General features: G+C 68.9%; 10 protein-coding genes. 6 read left to right on the top strand and 4 right to left on the bottom strand.

The genetic code is table 11. The annotated features are described in order from the left end of the window. Positions 1–2 precede the first annotated feature (2 nt). Together AB5J62_RS09005 and AB5J62_RS09000 are read right to left on the bottom strand one after the other, a co-directional pair. Positions 3–1,478 (bottom strand): alpha/beta hydrolase, encoded by a 1,476-nt coding sequence (locus tag AB5J62_RS09005; protein ID WP_370947678.1) that lies wholly within the window; start codon positions 1,476–1,478, stop codon positions 3–5. A gap of 69 nt (positions 1,479–1,547) precedes the next feature. Beyond that, on the bottom strand, positions 1,548–3,050 hold the full coding sequence (locus tag AB5J62_RS09000) for an alpha/beta hydrolase (protein WP_370947677.1): 1,503 nt from the start codon (positions 3,048–3,050) through the stop codon (positions 1,548–1,550). 181 nt (positions 3,051–3,231) lie between these two features. On the opposite strand from AB5J62_RS09000, the gene AB5J62_RS08995 reads away from it, so the two are divergent. The 5 genes from AB5J62_RS08995 (at position 3,232) to AB5J62_RS08975 (ending at position 9,040) form a co-directional block, all read left to right on the top strand. Continuing rightward, positions 3,232–4,230, top strand: a complete 999-nt coding sequence (locus AB5J62_RS08995) for a LacI family DNA-binding transcriptional regulator (protein WP_370947676.1) — start codon at positions 3,232–3,234, stop codon at positions 4,228–4,230. Positions 4,231–4,318: 88 nt separating this feature from the next. Beyond that, positions 4,319–5,680 (top strand): ABC transporter substrate-binding protein, encoded by a 1,362-nt coding sequence (locus AB5J62_RS08990; protein ID WP_370947675.1) that lies wholly within the window; start codon positions 4,319–4,321, stop codon positions 5,678–5,680. Next, positions 5,658–6,605: a carbohydrate ABC transporter permease gene (locus AB5J62_RS08985; RefSeq protein ID WP_370947674.1), complete on the top strand. Its 948-nt coding sequence runs from the start codon at positions 5,658–5,660 to the stop codon at positions 6,603–6,605. Before AB5J62_RS08990 ends, AB5J62_RS08985 begins: the two co-directional genes overlap by 23 nt. Next, positions 6,602–7,456, top strand: coding sequence for a carbohydrate ABC transporter permease (locus AB5J62_RS08980; RefSeq protein ID WP_370947673.1), 855 nt, complete (start codon positions 6,602–6,604; stop codon positions 7,454–7,456). The genes AB5J62_RS08985 and AB5J62_RS08980 overlap by 4 nt, the downstream gene beginning before the upstream one ends. Positions 7,457–7,465: 9 nt before the next feature. Next, positions 7,466–9,040 (top strand): glycoside hydrolase family 13 protein, encoded by a 1,575-nt coding sequence (locus AB5J62_RS08975; RefSeq protein WP_370947672.1) that lies wholly within the window; start codon positions 7,466–7,468, stop codon positions 9,038–9,040. 75 nt (positions 9,041–9,115) lie between these two features. Here the strand turns inward: AB5J62_RS08975 and AB5J62_RS08970 are convergent, their stop codons facing one another. Continuing rightward, on the bottom strand, positions 9,116–10,429 hold the full coding sequence (locus AB5J62_RS08970) for an LVIVD repeat-containing protein (protein ID WP_370947671.1): 1,314 nt from the start codon (positions 10,427–10,429) through the stop codon (positions 9,116–9,118). Positions 10,430–10,522: 93 nt separating this feature from the next. Between AB5J62_RS08970 and AB5J62_RS08965 the strand changes: the two genes are divergently transcribed. Beyond that, on the top strand, positions 10,523–11,911 hold the full coding sequence (locus tag AB5J62_RS08965) for an ABC transporter substrate-binding protein (RefSeq protein WP_370947670.1): 1,389 nt from the start codon (positions 10,523–10,525) through the stop codon (positions 11,909–11,911). On the opposite strand, the gene AB5J62_RS08960 is transcribed toward AB5J62_RS08965, so the two are convergent. After that, positions 11,898–12,809 (bottom strand): LysR family transcriptional regulator, encoded by a 912-nt coding sequence (locus tag AB5J62_RS08960; RefSeq protein ID WP_370947669.1) that lies wholly within the window; start codon positions 12,807–12,809, stop codon positions 11,898–11,900. The two genes, AB5J62_RS08965 and AB5J62_RS08960, sit on opposite strands and share 14 nt — an antisense overlap. Between the last annotated feature and the right edge of the window lie 9 nt (positions 12,810–12,818).

Here is a 12,818-nt window from a genome sequence, read left to right as displayed (position 1 = left end):
AGCTAGAAGCGGCGGGCTTGGAGCTGCCGGACGACCTGGTCGCGCGCGGTGTCCGAGGCCGTCAGCTCGGGTCCACAGTGGACGTCCCGGGCGGGCTGGACGCCGTCGACCAGGAACGCGGTCGCGATCCGCGAGACGCAGGCGTTCGGCGTCAGCAGGTAGGCGCCGTGGCCGCCCTGATCGGCCGTGACCAGCCGAGCACGGTCGCCCAGTGCCGACCGCATCGCGCGGGCGCCCTCGATGGGCGTCGCCGGGTCGCGCGTGTTCTGCGTCAGCAGCACGTTCGACGGGCCGCGGTCGGTGATCCGCAGCGGCGGCTCGATCGGCTTGGCCGGCCAGAACACGCACGGGAACACCGTCGACGGGCCGCCGTTGGTCAGCGGGTAGCGCCACTTGTCGACGAGCACGTCACGCTGATGCTGGGCGATCGACCGCGGCCATGCCGTGTCACCGCAGACGACCGCCCAGAACACGGCGTAGAACGACTGCGGGTCACCGGCCGGTCCGCCCGAGACGGTCACCTCGCCACGCTTGAGCGCTTGCCATTGCTGCGCCATCGGCACGAAGTTCGCGTCGTTGTAGAGCCCGGAGCGCGTCTGCTCGCGGAAGTCGTTGCCGCCCTGCGGGGTCGCGTCGAGCTTCCCGGCCAAGTCGAAGTACGTCGCCCGCACCGCGGCGGACGTCGAACCGAGGCCGTACTCAGCATTGCGCGCGGCCGCCCAAGACGCGAAGTCCTCGAAGCGGACTTCCGCGGCCGGCGCCCACTGCCGGAAGGCGGGACGCCAGATGCCGTCGGGGTTGCTGATGCTGTCCAACAGGATCCGGTCGGACTGCGCCGGGAACAGCGTCGTGTAGACGGCGCCGAGGTACGAACCGTACGACCCGCCCAGGTAGGAGATCTTGCGTTCCCCGAGCGCGAGCCGGATCCGGTCCATGTCACGCGCGGTGTTGAGCGTGGTCAGGTACGGCAGCACCGGGCCCGCGTGCTCGCCGCACTGTTTCGCCACCTGTTCGGCGTAGGCGACGTTCGCCGAGATGTCCCCGTTCGGCGCGGGATACGGGATGGTCTTGCCCGGCCGCAGCTGATCCGGCGTCAGCTCGCAGGTGATGCGCGAGCTGCTGCCCGCGCCGCGCGGGTCGAAGCCGATCAGGTCGTACGCGGCGGTCACGCTCGGCGGTGCGAGCTGGGCGATCATCAGCGGCATGTCGAGCCCGGAACCGCCCGGCCCGCCGGGGTTGAGCAGCAGCACGCCGCGGCGTGCGCCGGGTTTTCCGCTCTTCAGCCTGGATATCGCCACTTCGAGCGTGGGGCCGCCGGGCTTGCGGTAGTCCAGCGGGACCTTGAGCGTCGCGCATTCCAGCGGAATGGACGCGCAGGGTTTCCAGTCCAGTGACGGGGATTCGGCGGCGGTGGCCGGCGTCGCGAGCGTGACGGTGGTCAGCGCGGCTGTCAGCCAAGTGAGCAAGCGGTTACGCATGGCATATGCCTACACGAATCGTGGGTGGTTATGAACGGACAGACCCGGACATAACCACCCACGACCGTCTTACAGCGGGAACTGCTTGGCCTGAATGTCCTGCACGATCTTGTCCCGCGCCGGGTCATCGGCACGCTTGCCGAATTCGGTGCCACAGCGGATGTCCCGCGCCGGCAGCGTCCCGTTGACCAGGAACGTCGTCGCCGCGTTGGTCAGGCAGGCGTTCTCCTGGAACAGGTACGCGCCGTGGCCGCCGGCGTCGGCGGTGACCAGCCGGGACCGGTCACCCAGCGCGGCACGCATGGCCTTCGCGCCGACCAGCGGCGTGGCCGGGTCGCGCAGGTTCTGCGTCAGCAGCACGTTCGACGGGCCGCGGTCACCGATCCGCAGCGGCGGCTCGATCGGCTTGGTCGGCCAGAAGGTGCACGGCCAGACGTTGGACTGCATCCCGGCTGTGAGCGGGTAACGCTGCTTGGAGACGAGCACCTCACGCTGGTACTGCGCGACCGAAGCCGGCCAGGCGGCGTCATCGCACGCGATTCCCCACAACGTGGCCAGCGAAGCCTGGCCCTCGTCGCCGGGAGCCCCTGGCTGCGACGGCGCCACACCGCCCTTGAGCGCCTGGAGTTGCTTGGCCATGGTGGCGAAGTTGTGGTCGTCGTACAGCCCGCCACGTACCAGCTCACGGGCGGTATTGCCGTCGAACCACCCGAGCGGCGCCTTGTCCAGCTTGGCGGTGAGGCCCAGATACGTGGCGCGGACCGCGGCCGGTGTCGCGCCGAGGCCGTAGCTCGGGTCACGCACGGCCGCCCACTTCGCGAAGTCCTCGAACCGCTCTTCGTTCGAGGGCCCCCACTGCTGCCAGACCGTCCGCCAGACGTCACGCGGGTCGACGACGCTGTCCAGCACGATCCGGTCGGACTGCGCCGGGAACATCGTCGTGTACACCGCGCCCAGGTACGAGCCGTACGAATAACCCAGGTACGAGATCTTCTTCTCGCCCAAGGCGGCGCGGATGCCGTCCATGTCACGCGCGGTGTTCTGCGTGGTGACGAACGGCAGCACCTTGCCGGACTTCTCCTGGCACTGCTTCGCCACCTGCTTGGCGAAGGTGACGTTCGCGCTGATGTCCCCGTTCGGCGCCGGATACGGGATCACCTTGGTGACGTCCCGCAGCTGCTCAGGGGTGAGCGCGCAGCTGACCGGCGAGCTCTTGCCGGTGCCGCGCGGGTCGAAGCCGATGAGGTCATAGGCGTCGGTCAGGCTGGTCGGCGCGAGCTGCGCGACCGCCAGTGGCAGGTCGAGGCCAGGGCCGCCGGGCCCGCCGGGGTTGAGCAGCAGCGCGCCGCGGCGCGCCTGCGGGTTGGTGCTCTTCAGCCGGGACACGGCCACGTCGAGCTTGCCCCCGCCGGGATTCCGGTAGTCGAGCGGCACGGTGAGCGTGGCGCATTCCAGCGGCAGTCCCTGGCAGGGCTGCCAGTTCAGCGCCGGAGCGGCGTTCGCGGTGGTGGCCCCGAGTATCGAAGTGAAGGTGAGCGCGCCAATTCCCAATGCCATAAGGCGTTTTCGCATGAATTTCTCCCCTGTCGAGATAGACCATTCCTAGCGGGCTTCGACCGGAGTCCGCCAGGAAGTCACCCCGCTGCGCTAAGGGGTCTCCCTTACCACCTGAGACCTAGTTCTCAAGGACCAGACGTGAACACGCGCAAGTACGCGCTCGATTCTTGCGCAAGTTTGCCGCATAATTACGGTCATGACGCGTCGACTTGCCGAAGTTGCCCGCAAGGTCGGGGTCAGCGAGGCCACGGTCAGCCGGGTGCTCAACGGCCGATCCGGGGTCTCCGACAGCACCCGCACCGCCGTTCTCACCGCGCTGGACGTGATGGGCTACGAACGGCCGACCCAGCTACGCGGCGAACGCGCGCGGCTGGTCGGGCTCGTGCTGCCCGAGCTCCAGAACCCTATCTTCCCCGCGTTCGCCGAGATCATGGGCAACGCGCTCGCCCAGCAGGGCTTCACCCCCGTCCTGTGTACCCGCACGGCGGGCGGGGTGTCCGAGGCCGAGTACGTCGAACTGCTGCTGGAGCAGCACGTGTCCGGCGTTGTCTTCGCCGGCGGGCTCTTCGCGCAGGCCGACGCGGTGCACACGCACTATCACCGCCTCGTCGAGCGCAAGATCCCCACGGTGCTGATCAACGCGGCCGTCGAGCACCTCGGGCTGCCACAGGTGTCGTGCGACGACGTCGTGGCGGTCGAGCAGGCGGTCGGGCACCTGACCTCGCTCGGCCACCAGAAGATCGGCCTGGTGCTCGGCCCGCCGGACCACATCCCGTCCCGGCGCAAGCTCGCCACGTTCAAGACCTGCGTGGCGAAGGCCGGTCTTTCGGACGAGCACGTCGAGCACGGCATGTTCTCCATCGAGGGCGGGCACGCCGCGACGGCGCGCTTGCTGCCCCGCGGCGTCACGGCCGTGCTGTGCGCCAGCGACCCGCTCGCGCTCGGCGCGGTGCGTGCCGCGCGACGGCAAGGACTTTCAGTGCCGAACGACGTCTCGGTGGTGGGTTACGACGATTCCGCGCTGATGAACTGCACCGACCCGCCGCTGACGACCACCCGTCAGCCGATCGAGGCAATGGGCCGCGCGGCGGTCGAACTACTGGTCAAGCAGACGAACGGCGGATCCGTCGCGGCCGAAGAGCTGCTCTTCGCGCCCGAGCTCGTCGTCCGGGGGTCGACCGCCCGCTGTCCATAACTTGCGAAATCTCGTCCAACTCTTGCGGTGATCTGCTCGCACACTTTAGGGTGACTGCCATCACTCTGTACCGCGAGAAGAGGCACCCATGCAGAGCCTTCGTATCCGCAGAACCCTGGCCGTGGCGGCCGTCGCGTGTCTCGCGACGGCCACCGCGTGTTCGTCCGGCACCGAGGAAAAGGCCGCGGGCGGCAAGGTCAAAGTCACCATCACCGGCCAGCCGCCGCAGACGCAGGCCTTTGAGCGGCAGGTATTCGACAAGGACGTGGCCGAGTTCGAGGCGTCGCATCCCGACATCGATCTCGAGCCGCACGAAGGGTTCATGGACCCGAAGACGTTCTCGGCGAAGCTGGCGGGCGGTCAGCTCGAGGACGTCTACTACGTCTACTTCACCGACCCGGCCCAGATCATCGCGCGTCGGCAGGCCGCGGACATCACGGAAGTCGCGAAGACCCTCCCGCACATCAACGATATCCAGCCGCAATTGCTGGACAATTTCCGTGACGCGAACGGCAAGCTCTACGGCCTCCCGACGGCCAACTACTCGATGGGCCTGCTCTACAGCCGCCCGTTGTTCACCAAGGCCGGGCTCGACCCGGACAACCCGCCGAAGACCTGGGACGAGGTCCGCGCGGCCGCGAAGAAGATCGCCGCGCTCGGCAACGGCACCGTCGGATACGCCGACTACAGCAAGAACAACCAGGGCGGCTGGCACATGACCAGCTGGCTCTACTCGCTCGGCGGCCAGATCGCGCGCAAGGACGGCGACTCGTGGAAGGCCGACTTCAACAACGACAAGGGCAAGGCAGCGCTGAACTACCTGCGCCAAATGCGCTGGGAGGACGACTCCATGGGCAGCAAGCAGCTGCTCGAAGCGCAGGACGTGCAGCGCATGATGGGCGCGGGTCAGCTCGGCATGTACATGGCCGCCCCCGACAACGTCCCGGTGCTTGTCAAGCAGTTCAACGGCAAGTACGAGGACTACGGCCTCGCAGGGCTTCCCGGCAGCCAGGGCACGCTGCTCGGCGGCGAGGGCTACATGGTCAACCCGAAGGCGTCGCCCGAAAAGATCAAGGCCGGGCTCACCTGGATCCAGTGGAAGTTCCTCAACCCGGACCGGTTCGACCCGTACGTCAAGACGTTCGCCGATGGCAAGCAGCCGGTCGGCCTGCCTGCGCCGCCCACCCCCGACATCTGGCAGGGCGCGGTGCGTGAGCAGCAGGAGCAGGTCAAGCTCAAGTACCAGAACGTGCCCGCGGCGAACTACAAGTCCTATATGGACACCGCGACCAAGATCAAGGGCAGCATCGAGCCGCCGAACGCGCAGCAGATCTACGCCGCGCTGGACAGTGTCATGCAGGCGGTGCTGACCGACAAGGATGCCAACATCGATCAGCTGCTGGCGTCGGCCGAGTCCAAGGTCAACAGTGTCCTCGCCCAGGTCAAGTAGCGTTCTCGAGCGGCCCGCGGTCACCCCGCGGGCCGCTCGGCCCTCGGCGAACCTGCGGCTGCGGCGCAAGATCAAGGAAAACCTGACCGCGTACGGGTTGCTGTGCGCCGCGCTGGCCTGCTTCGCGATCTTCTCCTGGTATCCCATCGTGCGCGGGGTGCTGCTGAGTTTCCAGCAGGTCGACTTCGTCAACGACCCGTCGTGGGTCGGTTTCGGGAACTTCACGAAGCTGTTCGAGGATCCGCTGTTCGGCGTCGCCTGGCGCAACACCTTGCTGTTCACCGGGCTCGCGCTGGTCTTCGGCTTCTTCGTACCGTTCCTGACGGCGGTGCTGCTGAACGAACTCCGCCACGCGAAGGCGTACTTCCGGCTTGTCGTCTACTTGCCGGTGATGCTGCCGCCGGTGGTCACCGCGTTGATGTGGAAGTGGTTCTACGACCCGGGTTCCGGCTTGTTCAACCAGGGCCTGGACGCCGTCGGGCTGCCGACCTCGCAGTGGCTGGACTCCAGCACCACGGCCATGCTCTCGCTGGTCTTCGTGTCGACCTGGGCCAACATGGGCAGCACGACGCTGATCTATCTGGCCGCGCTGCAGACGATCCCCGGTGAGCTGTACGAGGCGGCCGAGCTCGACGGCGCCGGGATGTGGAAGCGGCTGCGGCACGTCACGTTCCCGCAGACGCGGTTCGTGCTGCTGGTGCTGTTGCTGCTGCAGGTGGTCGCGACCATGCAGGTGTTCACCGAGCCGTACGTGATGACCGGCGGCGGGCCGGACGACTCGACCGTCACCGTGCTGCTCCTGCTCTATCGGTACGCGTTCGTGTACAACGACTTCGGCTCGGCCAGCGCGATGAGCGTGCTGCTGTTCGTGGCGCTCGGCGTGTTCTCGGCCATGTACGTCAGGCTGACGAAGGAGGCCTCGTGAGGACTCTGATCTCGCCGTCGCAACTGCGCAGCCGCAAGGGCAAGACGATCTACTGGGTCGTGCTCGTGCTGACGCTGGTGCTGTTCACGATCGCCTTCCTGTTCCCGTTGTACTGGGCCGTGACCGGCGCGATGAAGTCGTCGAGCGAACTCGCGAAGGTGCCGCCGACGCTCGTGCCCGAGCAGTGGCATCCGGAGACGTATGTCCAGTCCTGGAAGGAAATGGACCTGGGCAAGTACTTCCTGAACACCATCGTGGTGGCCGGCGGCGCGTGGCTGGTGCAGCTCGCCGTCGACGTGCCCGCGGCGTACGCGCTGTCCAAGCTCCGGCCGAAGCTCGGCAACCTCGTGCTCGGCCTGATGCTGGCGACGCTGATGCTGCCCGCCGCCGCGCTGCTGGTGCCGACCTACGTGACCGTCGCGGACCTCGGGCTGCTCAACTCCCCCGCCGCGATCTGGCTCCCGGCGGCGGCGAACGCGTTCAACATCTATCTGCTCAAACGGTTCTTCGACCAGATACCGGACGAGATCGTCGAGGCGGCCACCATCGACGGCGCCGGTCCGGTGCGGATCATGGCCAGGATCGTGCTGCCGATGTCGCGGCCGATCCTCGCCGTGGTGTCGATCTTCGCCGTGGTCACCGCGTGGAAGGACTTCATCTGGCCGCTGCTGGTCTTCCCCGACACCGGGAAGCAGACGTTGAGCGTGATGCTCCAGCGGGTGGCCATCGACATGCCGCTGAACCTGCTCGTCGCCGGGCTCGTGCTGGCCAGTGTGCCGATGGTCCTGCTGTTCCTGGCCTTCCAGCGCCACATTCTCGCCGGGCTCACCGCAGGCAGTCTCAAAGGATAGGAGGGGCAAGTGACCGAATCCTGGTGGCGCGGTTCCGCCATCTACCAGGTCTACATCCGCAGCTTCGCCGACGGGAACGGCGACGGCGTCGGCGATCTCGCGGGGGTGCGCTCGCGGCTGCCGTACCTGGCGGAGCTGGGCATAGACGCGATCTGGTTCACGCCGTGGTACCCGTCGCCGATGGACGACGGCGGCTACGACGTCGCCGACTTCCGCGACATCGAGCCCGCGTTCGGCACGCTCGCCGAGGCGGAGGCGCTGATCACCGAGGCGCACGAGCTCGGCCTCCGGGTGATCATCGACATCGTCCCGAACCACTGCTCGGACGAGCACCGCTGGTTCCAGGCCGCGCTGGCCGCCGGGCCGGGATCGCCTGAGCGGGAACGGTTCTGGTTCCGGCCGGGGCGTGGTCCGGACGGCTCCGAGCCGCCGAACGACTGGCCGTCGCGGTTCGGCGGCTCGGCGTGGACGCGGGTGCCCGACGGGGAGTGGTACCTGCACCTCTACAGCTCGCGGCAGCCGGACTTCAACTGGGACAACCCGGAGATCAGGGCGGAGTTCGAGGACATACTGCGGTTCTGGTTCGACCGTGGTGTCGACGGCTTCCGCATCGACGTCGCCGACGGACTGGTCAAGGACCCGTCGCTGCCCGATCTCGCCGCGGTGGAAGGGTTTTCGCCGTTCTCCGACCTCGACGGGCTGCACGACATCTACCGGTCGTGGCGCAAGATCGCGGACAGCTACGCGGGTGAACGCGTGCTGGTCGCCGAGATGTGGCTGCCGGACATGGGCCGCGCCGCGCGGTACCTCCGGCGCGACGAGCTGCACTCGGCGTTCAACTTCGACTTCCTGGTGTGCCCGTGGGACGCGGCGCGGTTCCGTGACGTCATCACGCGGACGCTCGCGGCGCACGACGAGGTCGGCGCGCCTGCCGCGTGGGTGCTGTCGAACCACGACGTGACGAGGCCGGTGACCAGGTACGGCCGGTCCGGCGACACCGGGTTCAGCTTCGCGGACCGGCTGCACGGGACGCCGGTGGATCTCGCCATGGGCACCCGGCGGGCACGGGCCGCCGCGCTGCTGGCGATGGCGTTACCCGGCGGCGTTTACGTCTACGAGGGCGAAGAGCTGGGACTGTGGGAGATCGAGGACATCCCGGACGAGCTGCGGCAGGACCCGGTGTTCGCGCGGACCAAGGGCGCGGACCCCGGCCGTGACGGCTGCCGGGTGCCGATCCCGTGGTCGGGCTCGGAGCCGCCGTTCGGCTTCGGCGAGTCGTCGTGGCTGCCGCAGCCCGCGGTCTGGGCGGACTACACGGTCGCCGCCGAGTCCGAGGATCCCGGGTCGATGCTTTCGCTGTACCGGTCGGCTTTGCGACTACGCGGGGCGGAACTGGGCGACGGCTCGATCGAGTGGCTGCCGTCGGAGCCGGACGTGCTCGCGTTCCGTCGCTCGGCCGAATTCTCCTGCGTGGTCAACCTTTCCGGCGCGCCCGTCGACATCACCGGCGAGGTCCTCCTGGCCAGCGGTCCCCTCGACAACGGCCGCCTCCCCGCCGACACGGCGGTCTGGCTGCGAGGTTAGGACCGGGATAAAGCGGGCTTTACTCCCCGGAGTAAAGCCCGCTTTATCCCGTGGAGTAAAGCCCGCTTTATCCCGTTACGCCTGGAGCTTGAGGATGTCGACGCCGCGCGCGTTGTCGGCGACGTAGACGTAACCGCGGTGGAAGTACGGGGCCCAGGCCGCCGCGTCCGCGGGACGGAAGTACGCGATCTGCGTCGGGTTCGTCGGGTCGCTGACGTCGAGGAACCGGGTGCCCTGCTCGTAGAACGACTGCACGAGCACGTTGCCGCGCAGGTCGAAGTAGTGCGCGGAGCAGTCGGCCGACGTCGGGTCACTCCCCTCCTGGCCCGCGACTCCCCAGGTTCCCACAGTCTTCAGCCGGAACGGCTTGTCCGGCGTCGAGCGCCAGCCTTCGCCGCCGTACGACCCGTCGAGCGACGAGATCGTCAGCACGCCGTCGCCGGCGCAGCCGTCGACGAAGCTCTCCTCGGTCGCGTACAGCAGCTGCCCGAACCGGCCACGCGGGCCGAGCGGCCGCAGGCTGTTGTGCATGAACTTCGACGGCGCCGCCGTCTCGCTGATCCCGCCGCCCGCATAGGGAATCGGCTTCTGCGCGGTCGCCAGCCGGAAGCCCCCCGCGACCGGGTCGCGGTGCATGCCGTTGGTCCAGTACCCGCGCACGCCACCGCGTCCGGACACCCAGGCGACACCCTCGGCGTCGACCTGGACGTCGTGCACGTAGTCGGTCTTGCCGTCGTTGCGGGCGAGTTCGATCGGGTTCGGGTTGACGACCGGCTTGCGCGGGTTGCGCACGTCGGTGACCCAGATCGGGCGGCCGCCCCAGTCGGCGGGCATGTTGTCGGCCTTCGCGGGGCCGCCGGTCCACAGGTAGCGGCAGCCGTCGACGCAGCTCGTGGTGTGCCCGGCGGGCACCTTGACGTAGCTCAGGATCGTCGGCTTCTCCGGGCGCGACACGTCGACGACGTAAATGCCCGATTCGCCGGTGTGCGTGGTGCCGCCGAACGCGCGCGGGTCACGCGAGAGGAAGACGAGGTTGCGCTCGGCGTCGACCTCGGTGTCCTCGGTCTCCCAGAGTCCGGGCAGGCTCAGCGTCCCGAGCAGCTTGGGCGCCGCCGGATTGGCCAGGTCGTAGGACTTCAGGCCGAACTCGCCGGAGACCACCATGACGTCCCGCCGGCCGATCGACAGGAAGTTCAGCGAGATCGCGCCCGCCGCGTCGGGCAGATTGCCGACGGCCTGGACGTTCTTGACCGCGCCAGGCGCGCCTTTCACCCGCGCGGACGGGGCTTGCGGTTTCTCGTCGCGATCGCAGGCCGCGGCGGGCAGACCGGTGGCGACCAGCGTGACGGCGGCGGTGAGCAGGACCAGACCCGTACGGAACGCGCGCACGACAAACCTCCCAGGATGATCAATTCGACCTTAGGACCGACTTTCACCGGAAACAACAGACGTTGGTCGGAACTCAACTGGTAGGAAAAGCCCATGCGACTCGCCGCCCTGCTCGCCGCCGCGCTCGTTTTGACCGGTTGCTCCACCTCGACGCCACCGGACCCCGACGTGCTGACCGTGGGCGTCGGCCCGGTGTCGAGCCTGCTGCCCGCCGACCTGCGCGACCAGGCCGGGCGGATGGTCGCGGCCGCGCTGTGGACCCCGCTCGTCGGGTACGACCCGGCGACCGGCAAGACGACTCCGGCCGCCGCCGAGTCGGTGACCAGCGACGATCAGGTGACCTGGACCGTCAAGCTGCGACCTGGCACGTTCCACGACGGCACTCCGGTCACCGCCAAGTCCTATGTGGACACCTGGGACGCGGTGCGGCTGGCGGCCGGGAGCTGGCCGGGTGCGTCCGTGCTCCAGGAGACCTTGCCTGCCAAGGAAATCACGGCGCCGGATCCGTCGACGATCAAGATCGTGCTGCATCGCCCGTTCGGGCAAGTTCCTGCGGTGCTCGCCGCGCAGGCGCTGTATCCACTGCCCGAAAGCGTCCTGAAGTCGAAGGACTGGGCGGGGTTCGCGCTGAACCCGATCGGCAACGGGCCGTTCAAGCTGGCGGGACGCTGGGATCACGGCGGCGAGCTGGTCAAGGTGGCCGGCACCGGCAAGGTCAAGCTGCAGGTGCTCGATCCGGAAATCCAGTACGACCAAGCCAAATCGGGCGAAATCGACTTGGCGACCACGGTGCCGGGTTCCCGGCACGACGCGATGCACTCCGAGCTGCACGCCATGTGGGCGCTGCCGGGAGCGACCTACCTGAAGTTCCCCGCGACGGGCAGGTTCGCGGATGCCACGGTGCGGCACGCCTTCGCCATGGCCGTCGACCGGGACGCGCTGGAAGCCGGACCGTTGGCCCATCAGGTGGATCCGGCACGCTCGCTGCTGCCGCCCGCGACCGGTGAACGGTCCGGGACCTGCCGTCCCTGCACGCACGATCCGGCCGCGGCCAAGAACCTGCTGGCGCAGTCGGGTTTCACGGGAGCCACCACCCTCTACGGCGAGACCCAGTGGACGCCGATTTTGGCCACGCAGTTGCAAAGCACGCTCGGCGTCGAGGTCGCGGTGAAACCGGGCGACGGGCCGTCCGTGCTGGAACTCAGCCTGCAGACGGTCAGTCCGCACGAGCCGCTCGCGGCGCTGGCGAAAGCCGCCGGCTACACCGACCCTGGCTTCGCGGACCTGCTGGCCACCGCCGACGCGGCACCGGCGGCCGACAGCCCGCCGCTGTACCGGCTCGCCGAAAACCAGCTGCTGCGCGACCTTCCCGTCGCGCCGCTGTGGTCAGGGCACGGGCACGCGGTCTGGCCGCTCAAGGTGAGCGGCGTGAAGGCCAATCCGCTGACCGGGGTCGATCTGACGTCGGTCACCCGGCACTGAGCAGCTTCGTCACGTGCGCGGGTAGCACGCAGGCCTTCTTGCGCAGCACCTCGACGAAACCGGCGGTCAACGGGTCCGCGCCGCCGCGCGCGTATGCGACGAGGTCGCGCCGGATCGGCTCCTTCGGCCGGAGGACTCGGCCGTCGAACCGCGGCGGGATGACGTTGGCGGGCACCAGCGCGGGGCCGAGTCCGGCCGCGGCGAGGATCGGCGCGGTGGCGGACTGCTCGGTCCGCACGGCCGCGTTCGGCCGGAACCCGGCCGTGCCGCAGGCCTGGTCGACGATCTCGGCGAGGCCGTTGCCCGGCGCGTAGTGCACCCACGCGCAGTCCGCCAGCGTGGCGAGATCGACCGTGCCGTCGTCGCCTTCGGTCGCGCCGTCCGCGGGCAGCACCACGACGAACTCCTCGGTCCCGAGTGTCCACATCGGACCGTCCCAGGCCTGGGGCGGCGGGCCGACCGCGATGTCGGCCTCGCCGGCGAGCATGGCGTCGCGCAGCTCGTCGGCGTGGCGGTACTCGAATAGGCGGATGTCGACGCCGGGCCGCTCACGACGCCAGGCACGTAGCGCGGGCGGCAGCACTCCGAGGCTCACCGAATACACCGTGGCGATCTGGAGTTCGCCGTGTTCGAGGCCGGACGCCTGGCGGGCGGCGCAGCGGGCGCGTTCGGCGTCGGCGAGCGCGGCGCGGGCGTGCGGAAGCATGGCGCGGCCCATCGGGGTCAGCCGGACCGCGCGGGGCAGCCGTTCGAGCAGCGGGCCGCCGACACCGCGTTCCAGCGCGCGCATCTGGTGCGACAGCGCGGGCTGCGTCACGTGCAGCACCTCGGCGGCCCGGGTGAACGAGCCCTCGTCGGCCACCGTGACCAGGTATTCCAGCTGCCGCAAGCTTGCCATGAACACAGC

This window comes from Amycolatopsis sp. cg5 (genome assembly GCF_041346955.1).
Lineage (GTDB): Bacteria > Actinomycetota > Actinomycetes > Mycobacteriales > Pseudonocardiaceae > Amycolatopsis.
The sequence above is the reverse complement of the archived record's forward strand: the minus strand, read 5'-3'. Positions and strand labels throughout refer to the sequence as shown.

What these genes read in the sequence shown, in the direction of transcription:
- AB5J62_RS09000 (WP_370947677.1), bottom strand. Translation starts at nt 3,050, where the DNA reads ATGCGAAAACGCCTTATGGCATTGGGAATTGGCGCGCTCACCTTCACT.
- AB5J62_RS08960 (WP_370947669.1), bottom strand. Translation starts at nt 12,809, where the DNA reads ATGGCAAGCTTGCGGCAGCTGGAATACCTGGTCACGGTGGCCGACGAG.
- AB5J62_RS09005 (WP_370947678.1), bottom strand. Translation starts at nt 1,478, where the DNA reads ATGCGTAACCGCTTGCTCACTTGGCTGACAGCCGCGCTGACCACCGTC.
- AB5J62_RS08965 (WP_370947670.1), top strand. Translation starts at nt 10,523, where the DNA reads ATGCGACTCGCCGCCCTGCTCGCCGCCGCGCTCGTTTTGACCGGTTGC.
- AB5J62_RS08995 (WP_370947676.1), top strand. Translation starts at nt 3,232, where the DNA reads ATGACGCGTCGACTTGCCGAAGTTGCCCGCAAGGTCGGGGTCAGCGAG.
- AB5J62_RS08990 (WP_370947675.1), top strand. Translation starts at nt 4,319, where the DNA reads ATGCAGAGCCTTCGTATCCGCAGAACCCTGGCCGTGGCGGCCGTCGCG.